Source organism: Desulfobotulus sapovorans DSM 2055 (assembly GCF_059569355.1).
In genome coordinates this window covers 25,746-48,834 of sequence record NZ_JCANVJ010000022.1, presented here as the reverse complement: position 1 = coordinate 48,834, position 23,089 = coordinate 25,746, and the positions used below count along the sequence as shown (strand labels likewise).

15 protein-coding genes are annotated in these 23,089 nt (G+C 52.1%); 6 read left to right on the top strand and 9 right to left on the bottom strand.

Going from position 1 to position 23,089, the window contains the following annotated elements; translation table 11 throughout:
* Nucleotides 1-23 precede the first annotated feature (23 nt).
* A complete protein-coding gene (locus BR04_RS13330; RefSeq protein WP_496356514.1) occupies nucleotides 24-812 on the bottom strand; it encodes a substrate-binding periplasmic protein in 789 nt (262 codons plus the stop codon).
* Between the two features lie 52 nt (nucleotides 813-864).
* The gene (locus BR04_RS13325; protein WP_496356513.1) at nucleotides 865-2,451 is read right to left on the bottom strand and encodes a methyl-accepting chemotaxis protein; all 1,587 of its coding nucleotides are present in this window, start codon (nucleotides 2,449-2,451) and stop codon (nucleotides 865-867) included.
* A 496-nt stretch (nucleotides 2,452-2,947) separates the two neighbouring features.
* Between BR04_RS13325 and BR04_RS13320 the strand changes: the two genes are divergently transcribed.
* Nucleotides 2,948-3,328 (top strand): VOC family protein, encoded by a 381-nt coding sequence (locus BR04_RS13320; protein ID WP_496356512.1) that lies wholly within the window; start codon nucleotides 2,948-2,950, stop codon nucleotides 3,326-3,328.
* Nucleotides 3,329-3,348: 20 nt separating this feature from the next.
* Here BR04_RS13320 and BR04_RS13315 read toward each other — a convergent pair whose 3' ends face one another.
* Entirely contained in the window at nucleotides 3,349-3,549 is a 201-nt protein-coding gene (locus tag BR04_RS13315; protein ID WP_496356511.1) for a hypothetical protein, read from the bottom strand.
* 457 nt (nucleotides 3,550-4,006) lie between these two features.
* Here BR04_RS13315 and BR04_RS13310 point away from each other — a divergent pair, with 457 nt between their 5' ends.
* Nucleotides 4,007-4,639, top strand: coding sequence for a SelL-related redox protein (locus BR04_RS13310; protein WP_496356510.1), 633 nt, complete (start codon nucleotides 4,007-4,009; stop codon nucleotides 4,637-4,639).
* A 151-nt stretch (nucleotides 4,640-4,790) separates the two neighbouring features.
* Here the strand turns inward: BR04_RS13310 and BR04_RS13305 are convergent, their stop codons facing one another.
* Entirely contained in the window at nucleotides 4,791-5,234 is a 444-nt protein-coding gene (locus BR04_RS13305; protein WP_496356509.1) for a hypothetical protein, read from the bottom strand.
* Nucleotides 5,235-5,766: 532 nt separating this feature from the next.
* On the opposite strand from BR04_RS13305, the gene BR04_RS13300 reads away from it, so the two are divergent.
* The 4 genes from BR04_RS13300 to BR04_RS13285 all read left to right on the top strand — a co-directional run bounded on the left by BR04_RS13300 (nucleotide 5,767) and on the right by BR04_RS13285 (nucleotide 11,486).
* Nucleotides 5,767-7,872, top strand: coding sequence for a GTPase (locus BR04_RS13300; protein ID WP_496356508.1), 2,106 nt, complete (start codon nucleotides 5,767-5,769; stop codon nucleotides 7,870-7,872).
* 9 nt (nucleotides 7,873-7,881) lie between these two features.
* A complete protein-coding gene (locus tag BR04_RS13295; RefSeq protein WP_496356507.1) occupies nucleotides 7,882-9,591 on the top strand; it encodes a GTPase domain-containing protein in 1,710 nt (569 codons plus the stop codon).
* Nucleotides 9,592-9,842: 251 nt separating this feature from the next.
* The gene (locus tag BR04_RS13290; RefSeq protein WP_496356506.1) at nucleotides 9,843-10,826 is read left to right on the top strand and encodes a virulence RhuM family protein; all 984 of its coding nucleotides are present in this window, start codon (nucleotides 9,843-9,845) and stop codon (nucleotides 10,824-10,826) included.
* A gap of 87 nt (nucleotides 10,827-10,913) precedes the next feature.
* Entirely contained in the window at nucleotides 10,914-11,486 is a 573-nt protein-coding gene (locus BR04_RS13285; RefSeq protein WP_496356505.1) for a GNAT family N-acetyltransferase, read from the top strand.
* A 156-nt stretch (nucleotides 11,487-11,642) separates the two neighbouring features.
* On the opposite strand, the gene BR04_RS13280 is transcribed toward BR04_RS13285, so the two are convergent.
* The 5 genes from BR04_RS13280 to BR04_RS13260 all read right to left on the bottom strand — a co-directional run bounded on the left by BR04_RS13280 (nucleotide 11,643) and on the right by BR04_RS13260 (nucleotide 23,050).
* Entirely contained in the window at nucleotides 11,643-18,005 is a 6,363-nt protein-coding gene (locus tag BR04_RS13280; protein ID WP_496356504.1) for a beta-ketoacyl synthase N-terminal-like domain-containing protein, read from the bottom strand.
* A gap of 187 nt (nucleotides 18,006-18,192) precedes the next feature.
* On the bottom strand, nucleotides 18,193-18,960 hold the full coding sequence (locus BR04_RS13275) for a substrate-binding periplasmic protein (protein ID WP_496356503.1): 768 nt from the start codon (nucleotides 18,958-18,960) through the stop codon (nucleotides 18,193-18,195).
* Between the two features lie 147 nt (nucleotides 18,961-19,107).
* Nucleotides 19,108-19,335, bottom strand: coding sequence for a hypothetical protein (locus BR04_RS13270; RefSeq protein WP_496356502.1), 228 nt, complete (start codon nucleotides 19,333-19,335; stop codon nucleotides 19,108-19,110).
* A gap of 191 nt (nucleotides 19,336-19,526) precedes the next feature.
* Nucleotides 19,527-20,765, bottom strand: a complete 1,239-nt coding sequence (locus tag BR04_RS13265; RefSeq protein WP_496356501.1) for a DEAD/DEAH box helicase — start codon at nucleotides 20,763-20,765, stop codon at nucleotides 19,527-19,529.
* A gap of 71 nt (nucleotides 20,766-20,836) precedes the next feature.
* A complete protein-coding gene (locus BR04_RS13260; RefSeq protein WP_496356500.1) occupies nucleotides 20,837-23,050 on the bottom strand; it encodes a bifunctional diguanylate cyclase/phosphodiesterase in 2,214 nt (737 codons plus the stop codon).
* Nucleotides 23,051-23,089 lie beyond the last annotated feature (39 nt).

The following is a 23,089-nucleotide window of genomic DNA, read 5'->3' as shown; positions in this document are numbered from 1 at the left end:
AGGGCAGGCACGGGGGCTTGTCCCTACTCCGACTCCGTTGGGGTGTGGTCTTTTATAAAGGCGGCTGTCATGCGGGCATAGTCGCCACGCTCCACAAAGGCCTGAAAGATCCGGGTCAGATCTCCTACCAGCTTGGGATCTGTTTTTTTTCCCGTGACCAGATACAGATCCGTGTTGAGAACCGGGAAGGTGTGCACCACGCGCAGTTCCGAAGGATCATGGCCCAGCTCACGGGCCAGTTGGAAGCCCACAATCAGGTTGCCCGCCCAGAGATCCATGCGGCCTGCCATGAGTTTTTTCATGTTCTGGCGGTAGCTGGAGGTTTTATCCAGTTTGAGCTTTCGTTTTTTCTGCATAGCGGAAAGGTGCTGATCCACCACATCGGAAATGACCGTTCCGATTTTGTAGGCTCCCATATCTGCATCTTTTTCAATGCGGATATCCGTCCGGGCAGCAAGGGCAAGAAGCCCTTCATTGGTGGGGCCAACGGGGCCGATCCAGTGGAAGGAGGTTTCCCGTTCCGGGGTTCTGGCCACACAGAATTCAAAGATATTTTTTTCGTCCCGGGTGGTGACATAGGCCCGGGCAAAGGGATAAAGCTGTACCTGAAAAGTATGGGAACTGTCCTTCAGGGCTTCCCGGACAATGTCCATGCAGATTCCCGCGATACCTCCGTTTTCCTTAAAGCTGTAGGGTGGATAATCGTCCGTCAGCATGTGCAGGGGGGCAGCCTGGGGTGCCGTTATGGAAAAAACGGTCAGAAGGCAGGACAGAAGACAGATCAGGATAGGGTCTTTTTTGGGGATGACCATGTTTTTTCCCGACGGAAGGGCAGGCTCTGAGCCTGCCCTTTTTTTGGATGCCTTAGAGCGAAAAACGGCCAATGAGATCCTGAAGACCGGAAGCCATACCCGAAACTTCTCTGGCCTTCCCATTCACTTCCGTGCTGATGCTGTCCATGCTCTTGCTGATCTGATCCACACCCTCAATGTCCTGCCGGATACTCTGGACAAAGCCGTTCATGTTGGCCATGTTTTTGTTGACTTCCTGAATGCCTCTGGCGGCCTGCATAACGCTGCTGGAAATTTCCCGTGTGGCGGCGGACTGTTCCTCCACGGCAGTGGCAATGATGGTGACAATGTCACTGGTGGCCTGAATGGTCTTTGATACTTCCTTTACCTCGCCTGTGGCATCCTTGATGATGCTCTGGGCGGAACCGATGATGTTCCGGATATTTTCCGTGGCTGTGGTGGTCTGGGTTGCCAGGGTTTTGATTTCTGCGGCCACAACGGCAAAGCCCTTGCCCGCCTCTCCGGCCCTTGCCGCCTCAATGGTGGCGTTTAAGGCCAGAAGGTTGGTCTGGGCGGAAATTTCCGTGATGGATTCCGTGACCTTTCCGATTTCAGCGGCAATGGTCTCAAGGTCGGACATTTTTCCTGTGGCACTTTCGGAACGGTTGACGGCCTTTTCCGTGGTCTGTCGGGCTTCTTCCGTATTTTTGGCAATTTCGTCAATGGTGGCCGTCATTTCTTCCGCAGCCGCAGCCACCATGGAGGTGTTGGTGGAGGCTTCTTCCATGGCGGAGGCAATATTGCCCATGCTCTGGCTCATGTCTCCTGTGGCTTTGGCCACTGTCGAGGCTCTTTGGGCGGATGTTTTCGAGTTCTGAGACATTTTTGCGGAAATATCCAGAAGACTGGCGGAAGCCCGGTTGAGCTGGTTGCCGTTATCCCGGATGCGTTCCATGATGCCATGGATCTGAGAAACAAAAAGATTGATCCAGTAGGCGGCAAGGCTCAGTTCATCCCCTTTTGCTTCGGAAATGCGTTGTGTGAGATCCCCATCGCCCTGGGCCAGATCCCGGACGGCCCGGATCATGGCTTTCAGGGCATTGAAAACCATGACCTGAAGGGAAAAGGACATGACGGCCAGAAGCAGAATGTTCAGGGCGAGGATGGTAAAAATGGTGTTTTGCAGGATGCTGCTGAGGTTTTCCTGAAAGTATTCCGGATCCATCAGTACGGTGATGTGACCAAGGGTGGAGTCCTCTCTCTGGATGGGAGCTTCCCGTCTGAACTGTGTGCTTTCCGGAAGTCTCTGAATGGGGGCGGTTTTTTTGTCTTCATCCCGGCCAAGGAGGAGTATCTGTTTTTCTCTGGCAGGATCAGAAAGGGCCAGGGCCAGAAGGCGGCGATCCTGCATTTCTGAGCGGAGAATGGCTTCGGCCTGGGCCATGTCATAGTTGTAAAGGGGTTCCCGCAGGTTCAGCGTGATACGTTGCAGGGCAAGATCCGCATCCACATTGAGGTTTTTTTCCAGGCTGGAACGGGCACTTTGATATTGCCATACCCCCATGAGCACCAGAATCAGGGTTGTCAGAATCAGTGCTGTGCCAACCATGCGCACGGAAATACGTTTCTGAAGGGGGATGCGACGGTTTTTGTTTTCCATGAAGGCTCCTTATGGCTTGGTGCAAAAAAGGGATGTAGAGAAAAGCGCAGGGTAAAGATTTTTCAGAGGCCGACGTGATCTGTGAATCGGTGTGCCCTGCCGGGCCAGGCCCCCTTTTGCCATGGGCAGGGAAGACTTTGTCAGGCGGCTGGAGGCAGGGGATCTTCTTAAAAATTCCGTACAGGGATTCAGAAGTTAAAGCCAGAGTTCTTTTCTGGAATTTCTCATTGGAGGTTGGAAAGAAGTTTTTTAAAATTTATGATTTTGTAGCATGACGGCTGGACGCTGTCCACAGTAAATCTTAAGTATACAAAGCTTACAGAACTCAGCATTGAGGCGTTTTTTTGTCTGTCTGAATGTCAGAGAACGGTGGAAGCTGCCCCCTTTTCTGCATCCATACTTGACAGGCTGAAAGGGGCCTGCGAGTGTAAAGTGAACAAAGAAAAGAGGCAAAAATAACGGTTAAATACTCATTGAAGATAAGGAGAATACCAGCATGGGAGCCTTTACCTGGCTGCACGCCAATCTCACGGTTTTGGATCTGGAAAAAAGCCTTGCCTTTTATCAGGAAGCCCTGGAACTTTCCGTGGTGCGCACCTATAGCCCGGAGGACGGGAGTTTCCGGCTGGTGTATCTCGGAGACGGAAAAACGCCCTTTCAGCTGGAGCTGACCTGGCTAAGGGATCGGGACAGGCCCTACAACCTGGGAGACAATGAAATCCATCTGGCCCTTTCCGTGAAGGACTACGAAGCCACCCTGGAGCGGCACCGGAAGATGGGCTGTGTGGTTTATGAGAACACGGAAATGGGCATTTACTTCATTGCCGATCCGGATGGCTACTGGATCGAGATTCTGCCGGAAAATCACAGCCTCTGAGGTGTAAGGTCTTTCTGATTTTATTGTCCTGATCTTATCGCATGTTGCATCCTGAAGCGGGCCTCTGGCCCGTTTTTTTCTTCAAAGGAGAGGATGCTGTGCACCATGGAAAGGGCTTCTTCAGGATTTTCTTCGGGCCAGGGCAGGGGGCTTGGAAGGCTGGAATCGTGGAGAACTTTCTGAGGCAGTGGGGGCAGTTCGAGACCTTCCGGCGCTTTCATGCCCTTCTGGTTTTTTTAAGGCCGCTTCCGTGAAGAATCCCGCACAGCCCTTTTTCATGGTGATGAGCTTTTTCGTTCCGATCCAGCCTGTGAAACGGAAAAAAAAGATGAAGGTTTCGCCCTGACGGACAAAACGCTGGATTTCGATATCATAAGGGTTTCCGTTACAGGGGAGGGGGGAAAGGCAAAGACAACGTGGGTGTCCTATGGTTGGTTGGTCTTGCGTCCCCATCCAGACAGGCCTGAACCAGCAGCAGATCCGATGTTCCGTCACCCTTTTCCTCTTTTCATGGGGAAGCCAAAAAGACCTTCTGACTTCTGATACAGCAGAAATTCCCCCTGTGTGACAGAAACTTTTTTTGTCACAGACCACTTTCACAGAGGTATCAGGCAAAAAGGAAGCAGGAGAAGGAGACAGTGTCGTCACCCGGAAAAAGGAAAGAAAGGAAAACGTTCCATGGTAAACAGGCTCATAGGGATTTCAGGTATCGCCCTTATGGTACTGACAGGATGCAGCAGTCAGAATCCCAGAGGAATGAAGGAGGAAGACATGCGAAAAAATCTACCCCAGGATGTTTCGGAAATTTCTGTAGGTGATCTCAGCAATCACCCTGTACCACTGGATTCTTTGTGGCAGAACCGCAGAATCGTTCTGGTTTTTCTCCGCCACTATGGCTGACTCTTTGCCCGGCAGCAGGTAGCTGCCCTGATGGATATCAAAGAAGAGCTGGATGCAATGGATGTGGCTCTGGTCAGCGTCGGCAGCGGAACGCCTGAGGATGCCCGCCACTTTATCGAAAAATTTTCATACCATGGGGAGATGTATCTGGATCCGGAACTGAATGCATACAAGGCCTTTGACCTGAAACGGGGGTTCTGGCGGACACTGGGGCCTTCTCCTCTGGTGCGCGGGTTCAAGGCCATGAAACAGGGATTCCGGCAGGGCCGCAGTGCCGGAGATCTCTGGCAGCAGGGAGGGATTTTTGTCATCGGCCCCGGAAACAGGCTTTTCTTTGAGCATATCAACAGCATGGCAGGGGATCAGGCAGACCTCAGTGATGTTCTTAAGGCAGCAGCCCGGACACCATAGAACCGTTCTGTTGCGGCCATTTTTTTTCAGGAACAAAAATGCGGGAGACGCTTCCCCCGCAGGGAAGCCCTCCCGCACTTCAGGCCCTTGATGCATGGCAAAAGCCACATCACCTTCTCCGGTAGCAAGATCCCTTAGTCTCGTGCTGCTTTTAATAAATACCCCGGTTGAGGCCGTCCCGTATGGCAGAAATGATTTTGCTGCCCCGGATGGTAGCGCCGGAAAATCCATCCACATCCGCCACCATTTTTTCCGGAGTGTAGAGATCCAGAACAGCACTGAGGGGCTTTCCTTCCAGATAAGCCAGCACCATCCCATGCTGATGCAGAACGGGCCAGCCTGCATCGCCCTCTTTCGTGCGCCCGTAGTCCTTGCCCTTGTACTGCAGGTGTCTGAAGGAAAGCTTTGTCAGCAGTCCGTCTTTCAGATGAAACTCAATGCTGATCTGCTGTTCCCCGCCATCACCATACACGCCCCTGTACCGGCCATCGGGATGGATCTGCAGGGCAGGGTCCACCGCCCTTTTGGATGTGCATCCCACGCCAAGCATGGCTGCCAGCATCAGAACCATGACTGTAATCAGGTATTTTTTCATGTTTTCTCCTTTTTTTGCTCCATATTCTTATTGGTATCTGCACTCTTATTCGCCTCCATATTTTTATTCGGCGATGGAAGGCAGGATAAAAATTTTTGATATGGCTAATACTTTTCAAAAATAAAAATCAAGGTTTTTTGTAAAGACTGGCTTGTGCGGGGCGTGGAAGGAAGGTGAGGGATAATCTATTTGGGGCTCATGGGCTGGAAAAATGGGAGGAAAAAACTTGCCTTAGTCGGTGGGCTGGACTATGAAAATCGGATCGTTTTTCAGACGCTGTGGAAACTGCTTTTGGATGGGGATTTTTGCAGGGGCTGGGAATCAGGCTTAGATAGTTTTCTGTCCAGCAGGATACAGTGGGGATTATACGGTTAGGAAAATGTTTTTTTGCGGATTTTTTTTAAAAAAGGGTGGTTATACGGAACCACACAATAATATGATGGCGCGGACGCTTCGCGCCGCCCCGTTAGCAGAAAAATAAAAATCTCGATCTTGAGTAGAATCTATGGGCTCTATAATAATCGGAGAAAGAATGAAAGAAGCAGTAGAGGATACTCCTTATTTATCATCTCTCCAGAGTTGTAATCGAATTGCCAGAGAAGAATATATAACCGTACAAGGTTATTTTGAGTGCTGCGATACCATTATTGAGGCGCTGAGAAAAAAACTGCAGGGCGTGATTAAGCATGGCTGCCAGACTCTATCCGAAGACAAAATGGTGGAGGATGGCCTGACCAGCATGTTGCAGGATCTTGAGAGAGACTACGGAAAGCTTCTCTCGAAACGAAACGCTAATCTCGCCAAGCAGAAACGAAGCCTTGATTGCTTCAATGTCATGCTCTTTGGCCGAACGATGGCTGGCAAGAGCACTATTCGTGAGGCTATCACTCGAGGTGATGGCCAGACCATTGGTAAAGGAGCGCAAAGAACAACACGCGACGTTAAAGAGTATGAATGGAACAACTTGAGGATAATCGACACCCCTGGCTTCGGAGCCTATAACGGTCAGGAGGACACGCAGATTGCCCACGAGATCCTTGAACAGTCAGACGTCGTGCTGTTCATGCTCAACAGCGACAGCATCCAAGAGTCGACCTTTGTTGAGCTTGAACATGTTCATAAGCTTAACAAGCCCTTGATCTTCGTGTTGAACATGAAAAAAGATCTAGAGAATGACGGTAACCGGAGACGGGCATTGAGGAGCCCGGAAAAATATATTTTCAAAGAAGAGGATATTCAGGGACATACTGAACGATTAAAGAATCTTGCCGGCCGTGCAGGCATAAATCCGAGCACAGTCCGAATCATCCCAATTCATGCCCAGGCCGCATTCTTGGCGACCACAGTTTCGGGGAAAGAAGGTTCGCAATTACATGAGCTGAGCCGAATTGATAACGTTCTGAATGCACTCATTGGTGAAGTGGAAGGTAACGGGCCGATCCGAAGAGTCCAGACGTTTCTCGATTCAAGCCTTCATCATGTTGATGAACAGAGCTTACTCGTCCTAAGCCAAAGGGATCGGCTCACCAAGCTCTTGCAACAGTATGAAAGTAGTCTAACCCGTATATCTCAATGGAAGGTAAAAACTCTTCGTGATGCGCCACGGTTGCTCTCCAAGGAAGTGGATGTTGCTTTTAAACCGCTAGTTGACTCTGTTGCAGATTTTGTTGATGACCACATTGAGGATGAGAATGCAGCAGTAGCTTGGGAGCGTCATTACAAGAGTTTAAAAATTACAAAAAAGGTAGAGCGATCGGTACAAGCTTTGGCAGAACAGGTGGTAGAAGAACTTCAAGATTTCAATCGAGAAATGAATGAGGGCCTGGACATTACCTTATCTTTCGAGGTTGCTCACGATGGGCGGAACTTCAGTGAATTCGACTTCAAGCGTATAAACGGTTGGGGCTCTGCTATAGCCGGGGTTATAAGCACAATTGCCTTTTTTAACTCATGGAATCCTGTAGGCTGGGTGGCGGCTGGTGTCGGTATAGTGTTCACAATATTTTCATTTTTTTCTGATAGCCGTGCTAAAAAACTCAAAGAGGCTAAGTCTAAACAGCGTCAGGTTTTGCTTGAGGATGTCGAGGAAAGTAAGCGAAAAATAAAAGCTAATTTAGAAAGCTGGTTCGACATAAATCTCTATCGGGCAGTTATTTTGCCGACAGAACACAATCTGTCTCTTCTCTGTAAAGCGCTTAATGGGTTTATAAGTGAGCTGGATAGCACTGATAGTCAGCTCTATACTCTGAGGCATGAGATTAATTTTCGCCTACTTAATCGAGTTGCTTATATCATCACAAAGCAGCACTTTGTTCTGCCGAAAGTTTTAAAGATAGTGAGGCTTCCTGGTTATGCTTGTTATTTTTTGATCTCGGATTATTTTCGAAGTTCTGAACTTCTTCAGGCTATGAGTAAAGCCATGAGGGAAAAAATAATTGTAGTGTATAATGCCAGTTTGGATAAGAAAATTTCCCACCTTTACAAGGGGCTCGTAGAGAAAGTCGAGCTTTCTGAAAAAGATAAAGTGTTCGTGTTCGCCCCGAAGAAAAATCTTAGCAAGATCATTGGAAAAGACCACCGTCGAATAAAAATGGTGGCTGCACTTTGTTCCTGTGAAATTACCCTCCTCGCCATTTAAGGATGAATCATGACTGAAATTGGTTACAGTGTTCTCAAAGAAAAGGTCGAAAGCCTTTACCAGCGTTCTAATGAGCTATGGAAGGCCAGCAGCTTCAAAGCATCGGAGGCAGAGTTCGATATTAATTTAGCGCCTTTGAATCTTGTTTTTGCTGGCCAGTACAGTGCTGGCAAGTCCTCCTTAATTAAGATGTTGACAGGTATTGATCACATTAAAATTGGAGCCGGCGTAACAACAGATGTGGTCACTCAATACCAACATAAATCGCTAAATATCTGGGATACCCCTGGGATCCTTGCGGGTGAGTGCGAGCAACATGATGCCAAAGCGCTTGAGGCCATAGCGAAAGCAGACCTGCTGGTATACGTAATTACCAATGAACTGTTCGACGATGTCGTGGGCGCAGCCTTCCGCAACCTTTGCTTTAACCAAGGTCGCGCCAAGGAGATGATGGTCGTTATCAACAAGTTTGAAAGTGACTCGGCTGACAAAGAGACCAAGATCGCGGGTATCACACAGGTGCTTGAGCCCAAAATTCCAGAGGATTTTCCCATCGTCTTCACTGACGCCCAGTCATTCTTCGACTCATTGGATGAGGAAGACGAGCAAGAGCGCCAAGAGTTGTTGGCGCTTTCCAACCATGAAGGGTTCACCAAAGCCATTGATAGTTTTGTCGCGCAACGCGGCCTATACGCCAGGCTGACGACGCCGCTCCAGCAGCTTCAAATCACGATGGAGTCAAAAATTGACGAACTGACCATTTCTGATCCGCTGCAAAAGGGCTTGGTTAGCCTGCTCACTCAAAACAAGCGCGTTTTTCAAGCCAACAGACGAGACCTTATCAAAAAGGTCGGGGCGGACATAGATAAGCTTAACGGCCAGATTGTTGAGCAAGGAAACCGGCTTGCCGATGCTTTGGGTGGAGAGCAGGAAGAATTTGAAAAGGTACAGGACAGCTCAACTTACGAATGTGAGCGACTCATAAATTCTGCCTTGGAGGATCTGCAGGTCACTGTGAACGAGTGCCTATCAGATCTTGAGGCTGAGTTAGTCGAGTTGGCGAATACTCCTGCTAGCTTGAAGATCAATGAAGCTTTGGATGCTGCAAAGAATTTCAATCCTGAAGACAAACAAGGGAAAGTTTGCAGCTTCTCTAAGGATGATCCCTTGAAGCTTAACAGTGCTTTCAGCCAGAGTATGACGAAGTCCGCAGAAAAAGGATTTTCCTTCCTTGCGAAAAGCGCTGTTGGCGATGCATCTAAAACAGGGCTCAAATCAGTTTCGGGTAGTACGCTACACAACGCTATTAAAGAGGTTGGTGGCTTCTTTGGCTACAAGTTCAAGGCTTGGGAGGCCGTGAAAATCGCGGATAAAATAGGGAAGGGCGCGAAGTTTCTTGGTCCAGCCATGGCGATTTTTGGGGTTGGTATGCAGATTTATGACGACTATCAGCAGTCCGAGCATGCAAAAGAGATCCTCAAAATAAAGCGGGATATTCGTAAGAGCTTTAAAGAGTACAGTGATGCCGTGCGTAAGAGCATCGACGCGCAGCTCGAGAAACTACTTGATACCGGCTTTGATCTGCCTATTACGAATATCGATGAGGCCCTTCAGGAAATACGTTCACAGGCTGAGGGTAAGTCAGATAGCGCTAATGCGCTGCGCTTGCAACTAGAAGACGTGATCATGCTTCGCGAAGAAATACAATCATTATATTGAGCGTAATTACAGAGATATCTGCTAACAAAGCGCTGCTGTCGGACAAATTTTACGCTTCGCTCCAAATTTGCCGCAGAGCGCAGCGTTATGCAGGGCAAGGAGTTTGAAACTCTGTCCGATACCCAGAAAAAACAGATAATAACCAAGCTTCATAACCGCTGGAGCGATCCAGATTGTGAAATAGTCAAACGCATGAACAGTTTTCCGAAAAATCGCCTGAAATATTAAAGCCGATCCTGGAGGGATGATACATGGAACAGAATTCAGAAATTATCATTTATACGGCTTCAGACGGTACAACAAAACTCCAGGTGCAATTGGAAGATGAAACAGTCTGGCTGACACAGGATCAAATGGCAATGCTTTTCGGGAAAGCAAAGTCAACAATTAATGAACATATTAAAAACATTTATGCCGAAGGAGAGCTTGCAGAAAACCAGACCCTGAAGAAATTCGGAATTTCCGAATTTCAGCAGAAAACTCCGAATTATTACAATCTCGATGTCATAATTTCAGTGGGTTACAGGGTAAAATCAATACAGGGGACAAAGTTTCGGCAGTGGGCGACAAAACGGATTCATGAATACATTGTAAAAGGCTTTACAATGGATGATGACCGGTTGAAACAGGAAGGCGCAAGGTCAAGATATTTTGAAGAACTTCTCCAAAGAATTCGGGATATCAGAAGCAGTGAAAGAAATTTTTACCAGAAAGTAACTGATATCTATGCAACCAGCATTGATTACAAAAATGATGCTACTCTGACCAAGGAATTTTTTGCAACCGTTCAAAATAAAATGCACTATGCCGTCCACGGCCAGACAGCAGCAGAAATGATAAGCCAGAGAGTTGACGCAGAAAAACCATTTCTAGGGCTGACCAATTTTCACGGCAAATATATAACCACAAGAGATATTTCAATCGCAAAGAATTATCTGTCAGAAGATGAACTCAAACAGCTCAATCTCATCGTCTCCATGTATCTTGATTTTGCTGAACTCCAGGCAACAAACGGCAGATTAATGAAAATGAACGACTGGATTCAAAAACTTGATGATTTTCTGCGAATCAGTGAGAAAGAACTTTTAACCAATGCCGGAAAAGTCAGCCATAAAAAAGCGGTCGAAAAAGCAAAAATTGAATATGGAAAATATAGAAAAGAAGAGGATAAAAAATATATCTCTGATTTTGACCGTGAGATAAAAAAATTGTTAAAAGATAAGAAAAACACATAACAAAAAAATCCAGCGGACGCAAAAAGCCGCGCCGCTGCTTTGGGCGTTAGGAATTCACAATTATGAGCAAACGTATCCTTGTAATCCTTGGCCACCCTGCAAAGGAAAGTTTCTGCGCCGCACTCGCGGATTCATACGTCGAGGGAGCCAAAGCAGCCGGAAATGAGGTTTAACGCTGTGAATACCCGTTCTGTCAGATTGGCAGTCTCAAACGACATCGAAAGCTGGCTGATTCTTGCCAGGGAAGCAGAGCCTCTTTTTGGTCCCATGGCCGAGGTTCCCGAATTCAAAGACGCTTTGGCTGAGGCCATTACAGGCAAACAGGCGTTTGTGTCTTTACGGGATTCAGACGAATTTCCCAGTCTCATTCTGGGTGGGATCGTTATCTCCAAAGAAGAAAATTCAATCGAATGGCTTGCCGTTTCCGCGTCTGCACGGGGTTTTGGAATCGGTGGGAAACTTCTGGAAACAGCGCTGAACCATCTGAACCCGGCAAGACCAGTTGCTGTACAGACATTTGCCTCATCGGTTCCAGAGGGCCTGACGGCCCGTCATCTCTATCAGAAATTTGGTTTCGAAGAGCGTCAGCACATGGGGCCAAACCCGGCGGGTATTGATACCGTTCTCATGACCAAAGCTCCCTGTTCTCAGCCCGGTTAAGCGTACGCTCAAGCTGACGCTGCCGTCACCGTCAGCGATCTCCTATGCAGCACGGTATCGGGTTCATGCCGTTTCAGGAACTATCTCCCACACGATACTGTGGCGGATCACCCCATGCCTGTACATCCTGCTGGCGTATGGCATGGTGTAGGCCCCTTATCCCTTCCCCATACCCACCCCAAAATTCTTCACCGTATAGATACAAAGCCCGTCACAAAAAACAGCCCCGTCGCAGAAAAGGCCCTCATCCGGGCTTTTTCCTTTTTCTGTGATGGCAATGACGCAGTGCATGGCCCGGTTGTGGGGCCGGATCTGGCCCCTGTAAGTCCAGGTGTGGGTCTGGGGAAGAAGGTGGAAGGAGCGGGGCGCTTGCCCAAACATCCGGCCTGCTGTCCATCTGAGGGTTGTGAGAAGGGCCTCTAAGCCCAGAGAGCCGGGGCAGACGGGATCATCTTTGAAGTGGGCGTAGAAATACCAGTCTTCCGGAGAAAGATGCATCAGAGCCACGGTTTTTCCAAGGCCCGCAGGCCCGCCTTTTTCCTCAAAGGAGAGAATGCGGTGCACCATGGAAAGCGCTCCTTCGGGATGTTCTTCGGGCCAGGGCAGGGGGCTTGGAAGGCTGAAATCGTGGAGAACTTCCCGAGGCTGTGGGGGCAGTTCGAGACCTTCCGGTGCTTTCATGCCCTTCTGGTCTTTTAAGGCCTCTTCCGTGAAAAACCCGAAATGGGTTTCGCAGGAAAGAAGCAGCGCCCCCTCCTGCTTACAGGAGATGTCAAAGAAAAGCAGTTGCAGATCCCCGTTTTTCACAAAGCGGGTGAGCCTTGCACGGGTTTCAAGAAGTTTTCCCGGAAGGGCCGGGGCCTGAAATCGGAGTTTACCCCCGAGGTTCCGGAAATAAAGGCTCCGGGTGCTCTGAAGGGAGGCACCCATCCAGGCGGCCATGAGGCCGCAGGGTTGCAGGGCCGCTTCAAGAAGAAGGCTGTAGGGCAGCAGGTTTCCGGGCTGGCGGAAGGTCCAGTCTCCGCTTTCTCGCATCCAGAGGGCGGTGATATGGGCATTTTCCCTGACTTTTCCCGGCGTGAGATCCGCTTCTGTCACCGCATCCAGCATGAGGTAGGGCGGTCTTGGAAGACGGGCGAGAAAGCGGCCCTGGTCAAAGGGCCGGTAGGCCGGGCCAAAGGCTTTTTCCGCACTGCCGTCCGCAAAGGCAAGGAGGCGCTCTTTGTCCCATGTGAGGCTGTTGACCAGATCACTGATTGGGTCGCTGATTGGATCGCCGGTCTGTCCGGTTTTTTCTTCTTTCCATAAGGCTTCAAGACTTTGCCGAGAGGCTCCCTCCAGCATGAGGCTCATGCCTTCAAAGCGGACAATGCACTTGTCATCGGCATACATGAGGGCATCTGCCAGCACAAAGGGCTGGGGGGTGAAATCCATGCGGCGGATGTGGATTTCATAGCGCACCACACGGGTCTGGGGGGTGACGGGGCCCCGGCACTTGAGGCGGCTTTCGGCTCCGGGAAGGGGCTGCCAGGAAATCCCCTCGCCCTGGGGAATCCAGCCTGCGGCCATGACATAGACCCGCAGGGTCTGCATGCAGCACTCGTACATCAGGGTGCCGGGCATGACCGGATCATCGGAAAAATGGCAGGTGAGAAACCAGTCATCGGGCCGGATGTCCGCCTCACCCACGGCAAGGCCGCAGCCATAGTGGCCGCCTGAAGGCTCCATGGCGGTCATGCGGTGGACAAGGGCCAGTCTGCCGCCGGGAAGACGGAGCTTTTCCGGAATGTTTTTCCCCTGAAAGGCCGGGCCGAAGGCTCCTTCCCCATGGCCTGCGCGCAAGGCCTCAAGGTTTGCCGGTGTGAGGGCGGAAGGAAGGGAGGAAAGGGGAAGGGCGCCTTCCCCGATGCCCGTCCGGGGGCTTTTTTCGGGAAAGCGCTCCTTGGGGATCACCCCGCCGGAGTGGATGATTTCTTCTTCTGTAAAGAATCCCGCACAGCCCTTTTCCATGGTGATGAGCTTTTCCGCTCCGATCCAGCCTGTGAAGCGGAAAAAGAAGATGAAGGTTTCGCCCTGACGGACAAAACGCTGGATTTCGATGTCATAGCGGATGGTTTCACCGGGAAGGGGCAGGTGACGGTGAAAGCTTGCCGTGGCATCCAAAAGACGGTAGGCCCGCTGGCCCTTCACCCGCAGATCAATGCCCATGTAGGCGCAGAGGAAAAGATCCGCCTGCCCGGCTTCAATGGCAATGGCAAAGGGCGTGCGGCCGCCGTCAAGGTACCAGGCGTCTTTTTCAACATGGTGCTCGGTGACGATTTTTCCGGAGCCAAGCTCCCCTTTGGTGGCCTCCACGGAAAGGATGCGATCCACAAGGAGGAGAGGTGGGGCGGGCAGCCGCACCCGCACGGCATAGCGGTCCAGAGGGGCGAAGGCCTCTCCCAGCACTTTGCTGGCGCTGCCAGTGGCGAACTCCAGACAGGCTTCGGCGTCAAAGGCAACATCAAAGAGACTGTCCCGGACGCGATCCGGTGGGGTATGGGGGCTAGTATTGAAGGCCTTTGGCTGGGGCTGGGCCTCCGTCACGGGGGGCGATGGGAAAGGAGATGGGCTTTTTTCCCCATCTGAAAGCCCCATCAAACGGGAAAAAACGGCGAGGTTTTTCCCGCAGCCTTCGAGATACAGCCCGTGGAGCCGGGTTTTTTCCGCCTGCATGTGGGAAAAGGCGTCAAGAACGGGATGCGTGATTCTGGGCGTACCGTCTTGGGACTCCCTGGTTGAAGTCCTGATCGCCCCCTCTCCCTCTGGGAGAGGGTTGGGGTGAGGGAACCGGGTTTCTTCAAAAATCCGGCCTGACATTTCCGGAGAGGGGAAAGCCTCCATGGCAACAAATCCGGGAAGCCCTTCCAGCCGAAGGGGAAAATCTGCGGCATAGAGCAGGGCCAAGGCCCGTGTGATGCTGAGAAGCTCCGCTTCGTTTTTCCTTGAAAGGCTGAGGGCAAGGTGGGGTTTCTCCCCAAGAATGCTGCGGATCATGCGGGTGCAGGAGTCCGAAGGCCCCATTTCAAGGAAAATACGGACACCGTCCTCCCAGGCCTTTTCGATCAGCCGGGGGAAGTCAAAGCCGTGGAGATTCTGTTCCAGAATGGCGGCACAGCAGCTTTTTGTATCCGGGGTAAAGCTTTTTCCGGCAGCACAGGAATAGTAGCGGAAATTTTGCGGGTGCACGGGGAAGGTGTGCAGTTCTTCATAGGCCTTCAGGCTCGGCTCCAGGGCCTCGCAGTGAACGGAAATGACACCGGGCAGGAAAAGGGGCGTAAGGTTTAAGTTCTGGCCCAGCCTTTCGATGTCCGGCCTGTGGCCTCCCACCACGCATTCCTTTTTTGTGTTGACAATGAGGCGGCGGAGAAGGGGAAAGGTGGTCAGGGCTTTATCGAGAATTTCCGCCCTTTCCGGAATGAGGGCCGCAGCCCAGGTAAAGGGCTTTTCCGGAGGCAGCCCCCAGGCCTTGCGCAGGGAGATGCAGGCTCCGGAGAGTTTTCGGGTGAAAAGATCGGAGCCTTCCAGTTTCTGCTGCATGGCTTCGGGTCTTTCCCAGAGTCCTGTGGCGAAAAAGCCCGCCGTTTCCCCTAAGGAATAGCCCAGAATGGCCTGGGGAGAGAGCCCCAGATGTGCGCCCATACGGGTCATGATGCGTCCATAGCGCACCTGGGCGAAGATGGCCGGGGTGGGGTCTTCCTGATCCGGATCGTTGTCATAGGGGGAGAGGGGAGGGATGGGCAGATTTCCCGTAAAGCTTTTTTCGTCCGCATCCAGAATTTCCGGCCAGAAAAGGCCCACACTTCGGCCCATGCCCTGAAAGTGGTTGCCGGAGCCGGGATAGACAAAGGCAAGCTCTCCTTTGGGGACTTCCGGCAGATAGGCCGCTCCTTCACTGCCCTGAGGCATGAGGGGAATGCCCTTTAAAATGGCCTCTTCAAGCTGGGCGCACCAGGCGGCAAGGCGGGGGCATTCCGTGGCAAAGAGGGCCGCACGCAGGTCGGGGCCTTGGAAGGGCATTTGCCTGAAGGGCAGATCCCGGATGGGGCCTTTAAAGTCACGGGCCTTTTCGGCAAGATCCCGGCAGGCGCGGATCAGTTCTTCCTTTGAGCTGGCCCAGAGGGGAAAAAGCCGGATTCCGGGATCGGGCCGCATTTTTTCCAAAGAAGGCTCCCCTTCTTCCAGGACGAGCTGGGGGCCCTTTTCCATGAAAAGGCTCAGGCTGCGGGGTTTTTGGGGAAGTGTCCGGGTCAGGGGCCGGAGGGGAAGGCTTTCCTCTTCGGGCAGAAGGCCGGTTTGAAGGGAAAAGGTCGCCCGGACAAGGTGGAAGAGCACATCCACGGGGCCTGGGGGCTGGGGGGCTTCCCGAAGATTTTCGTGAAAGGCTGTGATTTTCCGGCTGTGGCCTTCGTCTGAAGGCGGGGTGTTCCGTTCCGGCCAGAGCTTTTCAAGGAGCTTTTCTCCGGGAATCCGGGCGAGGATGGGCTCTCCTGCGGCAAGGGCATCCTCTTCTTTTCGCAGCACAAGGCAGAGGGCGGCCTGGGGGGAAGAGATCCCAAGGCTTTGTTCCAGCAGACTTTTCAGGGGATGCTTTCCCGCGTCCGAGGCGGCCAGAAGAAAGGCCTTCTTTTCTCCTGAAAGCAGGCTTCGGGCACCGTGAAAAAGGGCGAGAAGGGCGGCGTTGCCGTCTCCGGAAAGGGCGATGGACGCTCCGCCGAAGCCAAAAACCTTGGCGATACGGCTTGCGGCCATGCTGGTGAGAGATCCTGTGACATGATCCGCATCGAGGGGCGGGAGGGTGCCGGGGGCGTTGTCCGGATCTGAAGACCAGCGCAGGCAGAAGTCCGTGGCGTTTGCATCAAAGGAGACGAGGGCGCAGAGACCTGTTTCCGCCAGGAGCTCCTTTTTCCACTGAAGGGGACGCAGGGCCTCTTCCACGGAGAGGAGGAGGGCCCTGTGGTCGGAAAGCATGGCCCCCATTTCTTTTGGCGGGATGGGAAAACGGCCCGCAGGAATGGAAAAATCCATATTTTTTTCAAGGGGGTTTCCGGAGAGAAGATGGTCGAAAAAGGCCCTTGCCCCTTCAAGCTTTCCTGCCCGAAGCCCCAGGGAGACAAGGGCAAGACTGGGGAGCGGTTCTTTTCTGGAGGGGATGAAAGGCCGTGGTTCCGGCCCTTTCTCAAAGGCTTCCACCAGAAGGTGGGCGTTGATGCCCCCGAAGCCAAAGGCGTTCACCCCAAAGGCCCGCGCCCTGTTTTTTTTCTTCTCCCAGGGTGCCGGGGCGGAAAGGATGGAAAAGGGGCTTTTGTGCAGGGGGCTGTCTTCGGGGGCGTTCTCAAAGGTGGGGGTTGCGGGAAGGGTCTGGGTTTCAAGGGAGAGCAGCATACGGCTTAAGCCCGCAGCTCCCGCAGCGGTGAGGAGATGGCCGGTCATGGATTTCACGGAGGCCAGTACCGGCCCTTTTCCCCTATGTCCGGCAAAGAGGGTGGCAAGGCTTTGCAGTTCTACGGGATCCCCCGTGGGGGTGCCTGTGCCATGGCACTCCACGGCATCCAGATGCTCAGGAGTCATGCCCGCCATGGCAAAGGCTGCGCTTATGGCCCGGATCTGGCCTTCGGATTTTGGGGCCAGCACATTGCCGCCGATGTCGTTGGAAAGGCCGACGCCCCGGATCAGGCCCAGAATGGGATCCTGATCCTTCAGGGCATCTTCCAGACGCTTTAAGGCGAAAAGGCCGCAGCCTTCACCCACCACGAGGCCGTCGGCTTCCGCGTCAAAGGGACGGCAGCAGCCCGAAGGGGAGAGGGCTTTCAACTGGGTAAAGCCCACCTGAAGAAAGCGGATTTCCGCGCGGGAAAGTCCGCCCGCCAGCATGAGATCGGCCCGTTTTTCCTGGAGAAGCTCACAGGCCAGACGGATGGCCACAAGGGAGGAGGCGCAGGCTGCATCCAGAGTGAAGACCGGGCCATGAAGCCCCAGAGCCTGGGCCGTGAGCAGGGCCGGGGTTCCTGTAACGAGAGCGCCGAGGGCTCTGTTGCGTGAAAGGGGAATTCTCCCCTCTTTTTTCTGGAAAAAGGCCAGGGCCAGATCCGTGACCGTATCCGAGGGCAGTCCCAGAAGTCCTGTGATGAGGCCTGTGCGTCTGGCTGTGGCTTCAGAGACTTTGCAGGCCTTCAAAAGCGCGGCACTGTTGTGGAGAAGAAGACGGCTTGCCGGGTCGGAAAAAAGTTCGGGCTGGAAGTTTTCTGAATGGGAGGAGGGAAAGGTTTCCGGAAGGGGTGCGATGCCTGCCATGGCGGAAATCGTCCTGTTCGCTCCTTTACCCAAAAAACTTTCCTTTCCCTGAAACCAGCGGTTTTCCGGAATGGTACGGATCGCTATGTGGCCCTGGAGAAGCTTGGTTTTGAACGTCTGGACATCCGGTGCATCGGGAAAGGTTCCGGCCTGGGCGATGATGGCAATGGGTGCAAAAGAGGACATGATATTTGAAATCTCGGGCTAAAGTTAGAAGAAAAACGGATCCAGGGATCAGCTATGGAGGCTGCCGGGAAAAGAACATCAGCGACGCGGATCTGAAAGCCGCATCGCCGATATCCGTTTTTTGGTATCAAAAATCAGGCTCTGTTTTCCGGGAAGCCTTTATTGTCTATTGCCTTAACCACAGGTATCAGTTCCCAAAATATTTGTTGAAAATCTGCTTGTATGCCGCTGTGCCCTTGAAGGTTTTCAACTCTGCTGAAAAACGATCCACAAACTCTTTTTCCACGGTGTTTCTGCTGAAAACGGCATAAAGGGATGTCATTTCAAGGGGCTTTTTCAGGGGGACAATTTTACCGGAAAAACCCATCTGCTGGATCAGGTAAAGGCCGTTGCCATAATCCATGACCGTGCAGTCGATTCTGCCAGCCATGAGTTTCTGAATATTGAAGTTATCGTTGGTGACTTCTTCAAAATTTTTTTCCGCTTTCATGAAATCCCAGAGTTCCGGTGTATAGGTATAGCCCCGTACCACGCCGATTTTTTTGCCTTTGAAGTCCTGGAGATCCTTGTAGGTAATTTTACCCTCGTCTTCCTTGCGGATGAAAAAGGACCAGGAAGAGTCCATGAGAGTTTCTGTTGCATAATGGGTGACTTCGGCTCTTTTGGCACTGTAGGTGGCGGTGTAGAGCAGATCCGCTGCCCCGTCAATGACCATGCGTTCGGATCTGGCCCAGGGATGCTGCATAATGCGCCCATCAATCCCCACATTCATGTTTTTCAGAACGGCAAGAATAACTTCCGTTGCAAAGCCTGAGACATATTCATTGCCGGGTTCTCCTGCCTTGAATTCATAGGGTGGCCATTCGTCCGTGACGATTTTCAGGCTTTTTCCCGTTGCAGCTGCAAGACCGGAGAGGAAAAAAAGGGATAAGACGAGTACAAGAAGGCGTTTCATGGGAAACCTCCGATGGGATGGGAGTGAAAAAAAGGGCTTCTTTTCAGGAAAGGGAAGCCCGGGCAGGCTGGGAAGATTTGATGGGCGGGACGGTCTGAAAAATTTTAAACTGTACGCTTTGGATTTTTCTATGAACGCTGTTTTTTGTCAATTAAAATTCTGATTACCACCCTGACTCAGCCATTCAGTCGCAGATTTTGCCCATGCAGCACTAAACTCATCGTTCCCACGCTCCAGCGTGGGAATGCATCTTAAGACGCTCCAGCGTCTTGAATCCCGGAACACTGTCATGCCCTCAAAGCCTGTAGGAAGTCCAGAAACCGGATACACTCCATGTTTTGATCTGGATTGTCCCTGCGCTTCATCAATATCCATTTCCTGGAAAATGAATTCCCGAGGATACTGGCTCTGGGCGCAGGAGCGCCCGGTATGGCGTTCCCACGCTGGAGCATGGGAACGATAGCTGAAGAAAGATAGTAATCAGTATTAAAATTCTGCCATGGCAAGACAGGGCGGTGTCGATGTCCCAAAAAGGGGAGATCACTCGTATCTCCCCTTTCCTGGATTCAGTCTTTTTTCTTGTTCTTTCTTTTTTTCCCGGCCTCAAAAGCTTCCTGGCTGGCAATGAGTTCTTCAAGGGATTTTTCATGGGAAAACAGGAGGGTTTCGGCGTAGGTTCCCTTGTCCATGGAAAGCTGGGGCACGGGTTTTCCGATGAGGGCTTCAATGGCTGCCAGCATTTCCTTTTCCTCCGTGCTGCAAAAGGAAAGGGCCAGGCCCTTGTTGACTCCTCTGCCCGTACGGCCCACCCGGTGTACATAATTTTCTGCCACATCCGGGAGGTCGTAATTGATGACCACCTGCACATCGGGAATATCGATACCCCGTGCAGACACATCCGTTGCAATGAGGAGACGGCAGCGCCCCGTTCTGAAAGCGTAGAGGGCATCGAGACGCTCCTGCTGATCCTTGTCTCCGTGGATGAAAAGCGTGGGAATGTCCACCCTGTCCATGGCTTTGGCCACCCGTTCCGCCCGGACTTTTGTGCGGACAAAGACCATGATCTTGTCTTTCGGATGTTCTTTTACGTAGCGTTCCAGGAAAAAACGTTTGTCATCCATTTCCACAAACATCACATGGTGGGACACATTTTTGGAAACCGGGTCTTCCGGGGAAATCTGGATGCGGATGGCAGAGCTTTTTACCTGAGAAAAGGCCAGTTTCTTGATTTCCGGATTGATGGTGGCGGAAAAGAAAAGGGTCTGGTGTTTCTGGCTGAGTTTTTTCTTGATGGCTTCAATGTCGCCAATGAAGCCGAGATCCAGCATACGATCCGCCTCATCCAGCACCAGAATCCGGATGCGCTCCAGACGGAGAACCCCCTGTTTGATGAGATCAAACATACGGCCTGGTGTGGCCACGAGAATGTCGATGCCATCCTGAAGTTTTTGGATCTGGCTGTCCTGCTCCACCCCGCCGTACAGGGCAAAGGTTTTCACCTTGGTATGGCGGGAGAGTCTGGTAAAGACCTCTCCGATCTGGGCTGCCAGCTCCCGGGTGGGCACCAGTATCAGGCAGTGGATGCCATAGCTGCGTTTGCTGGACTTTTCCCTGTGAATGCGGTCAATGACAGGAATGGCGAAGGCTGCGGTTTTGCCCGTTCCCGTCTGGGCGATGGCCAGCACGTCTTCTCCCTTCTGAATGGAAGGGATGGCCTTGAACTGGATGTCCGTGGGCCTTTTGAATCCTAAGGATTCAAGGTTGGCCTTGATTTCATCGGAGATGAAGTACTGCTCGAATTTCATGAAATATCCTTGGGATGCATAGCAGAAAATGGGGGAATGTCCCCTGACACAGGCAAGAAGGGATGCCACGTTCAGGCTTTGATGACAAGTTTTTTATCCGTACTGCCCATCAGCGTCCGGAATTCCGCTGCTGGCAGGGGACGGGAAAAAAGATAGCCCTGCCCTTCCGTGCACCCCATCTGCAAGAGGGCTTCACGCTGGGTCTCGTCTTCAATCCCTTCTCCCACCGTTTCAAGGGAAAGTTTTTCCGCAAGCTGGAGAACGGTGGCCGCAATACCACAGGCGTCCAGCTGACAGTCCCGGCCGCTGACAAAGGCGCGGTCAATCTTGATCCGGTTGATGTGGAGCTGGTGGAGTACACTCAGGGAGGAGTAGCCTGTTCCAAAATCATCGAGGGAAATGGAAACCCCAACATGGCGCAGGGCATTGAGGGTGGGGCGGATTTTTTCGAGACTGTCAATGGCCACGGATTCCGTCAGTTCAAGCTCCACCTGACCGGGTTTTACCCCGCAGTCCTCCATCACCTGAAACAGTCTTGTGGCAAAATCCGGTTCCCGGAACTGGATGTGGGAGACATTGATGGCCATTCTGAAATCCGGTGGTGCCAGATCCTCAAGATCCTTGAGAAAGCGGAAGGCTGTGCGCATCACCCATTCGCCGATGGCAACCATGAGTCCCGACTGTTCTGCCAGGGGAATGAAGCGATCCGGTGGTATGAAGTCCCCTGCGTCATTGCGCCAGCGCAACAGAGCTTCAGCAGCGGCGATTCTTCCGGTTTTAAGATCCACAATGGGCTGGTAAACGAGAAAGAGCCGTTCCGCTGTAAAGGCCTGACGCAACTGGCTGAGCATCTGCATACGATCCCGTGCGGCACTGACATCCCTGGGGTCAAAATTCACCACCTTGCCTCGGGAAAAGCGTTTGGCCTGTTTCAGGGAGCCCCCCGCATTTTTGAGAAGGGAGGCGGCGGAAAGCCTGTTTTCCCTGAGGGACACCAGACTGGCCGTTGCCGAAATCCTTAAGGATTCCTGCCCTATGGTCAACGGTGGTGCAAAGGTTTTGAGGATGCGATCCGCCTGAATTTCCTCTTCCGGGCCGAGCAGTCCAAAAACATCGCTGCTGATCCGGGCAATGAAAACCTTTTGGGAAAACTGACTGCGCAGCCGTTCTCCCACAGCCTGCAATACGGCGTCTCCGAAATTTTCATCGAGAATACTGTTGATGTCCGCAAAACCATCAATGTCCAGAAGGGCCAGCACGGTGTTTTCCGGGTGCTGACGTTCCAGCTCCAGGAGAAAACGGGTTCGGTTGGGAATGGCCAGGAGGGGATCTTCAAAGGCTGTCTGCCGGATTTTCTGGTACAGGCGGGCATTTTCAAATCCTGCCCGGATATGCTGACAGAGGATGTCCAGAAGCTGGTTTTCGATTTTTTCCGGAGGAAGTGCCTTGTCGATGAAAACAGCGATGGAGCGGTGCGGGTCATCGCTGAGGTAAAGGCAGATTCCCGTATCCAGCTGGTGTTTCTGCTGCTGGAGGGTGGTTTCAAGAACCAGACGGATGCGTGTATCCTGAAGCTCGGAAAGCGTGCATCCGGTGAGGTTCTCATGAGATCCCAGTGCCGCCAGTATGCGGATATGGCCGTCCTTCAGGGTGCAGACCAGACCTTCTCCGGGGATGGAAAGCATGGTGCAGATTTCCCGGATCACATCCCGGGCAAAACCATCCTGGCCCTGGGAGGGTTCCCAGCGGGCCGTGGCATTGAGGATGAGTCCCAGACAGTGGCGATGGATTTCCAGTTGCTGAATCTGCTGAAAGGCCCGCAGGGCCGAGGTGATGGAGGTGAAAAGACGGGTACGGGTCAGTTCTGCCTTGGTCTTGTAGTCATTGATGTCGTAGCGGAGAATGGTTTCAATTTCAGGGGCATACCCCGGCTGTCCCGTACGCAGGATGATGCGGATACAGGTATTCTGAAGCTCTTCGCGGATATGATGTACCAGATCCAGACCGGCATGATCCGTTTCCATGACCACATCCAGAAGGATAACGGCGATATCTTTTTCTTTCAGGAGGAGAATACGGGCCTCTTTACTGGAATAGGCATGGAAAAATTTCAGGCTCCGGCCTTCAATTTTCATGTCTTTCAGGGCAAGCAGGGTCACCTGATGCACATCGGGCTCGTCATCCACAATCAGGATGGCCCAGTACAGGGAAGCGGAGAGTTCCCTGTCTTCCGGATCATCGAGAAAGGTGAGCATTTCGTTTTTGTCAGGCGAAGACGGAGGCATGGGGATTCCTTTTCAAGACAGAAGATCCATTTTCTGATG

Excerpts from the sequence above, each read along its gene's own strand:
- BR04_RS13330 (WP_496356514.1), bottom strand. The coding sequence starts at position 812 with ATGGTCATCCCCAAAAAAGACCCTATCCTGATCTGTCTTCTGTCCTGC.
- BR04_RS13325 (WP_496356513.1), bottom strand. The coding sequence starts at position 2,451 with ATGGAAAACAAAAACCGTCGCATCCCCCTTCAGAAACGTATTTCCGTG.
- BR04_RS13320 (WP_496356512.1), top strand. The coding sequence starts at position 2,948 with ATGGGAGCCTTTACCTGGCTGCACGCCAATCTCACGGTTTTGGATCTG.
- BR04_RS13315 (WP_496356511.1), bottom strand. The coding sequence starts at position 3,549 with ATGAAAGCGCCGGAAGGTCTCGAACTGCCCCCACTGCCTCAGAAAGTT.
- BR04_RS13305 (WP_496356509.1), bottom strand. The coding sequence starts at position 5,234 with ATGAAAAAATACCTGATTACAGTCATGGTTCTGATGCTGGCAGCCATG.
- BR04_RS13300 (WP_496356508.1), top strand. The coding sequence starts at position 5,767 with ATGAAAGAAGCAGTAGAGGATACTCCTTATTTATCATCTCTCCAGAGT.
- BR04_RS13295 (WP_496356507.1), top strand. The coding sequence starts at position 7,882 with ATGACTGAAATTGGTTACAGTGTTCTCAAAGAAAAGGTCGAAAGCCTT.
- BR04_RS13290 (WP_496356506.1), top strand. The coding sequence starts at position 9,843 with ATGGAACAGAATTCAGAAATTATCATTTATACGGCTTCAGACGGTACA.
- BR04_RS13280 (WP_496356504.1), bottom strand. The coding sequence starts at position 18,005 with ATGTCCTCTTTTGCACCCATTGCCATCATCGCCCAGGCCGGAACCTTT.
- BR04_RS13275 (WP_496356503.1), bottom strand. The coding sequence starts at position 18,960 with ATGAAACGCCTTCTTGTACTCGTCTTATCCCTTTTTTTCCTCTCCGGT.
- BR04_RS13270 (WP_496356502.1), bottom strand. The coding sequence starts at position 19,335 with ATGGATATTGATGAAGCGCAGGGACAATCCAGATCAAAACATGGAGTG.
- BR04_RS13265 (WP_496356501.1), bottom strand. The coding sequence starts at position 20,765 with ATGAAATTCGAGCAGTACTTCATCTCCGATGAAATCAAGGCCAACCTT.
- BR04_RS13260 (WP_496356500.1), bottom strand. The coding sequence starts at position 23,050 with ATGCCTCCGTCTTCGCCTGACAAAAACGAAATGCTCACCTTTCTCGAT.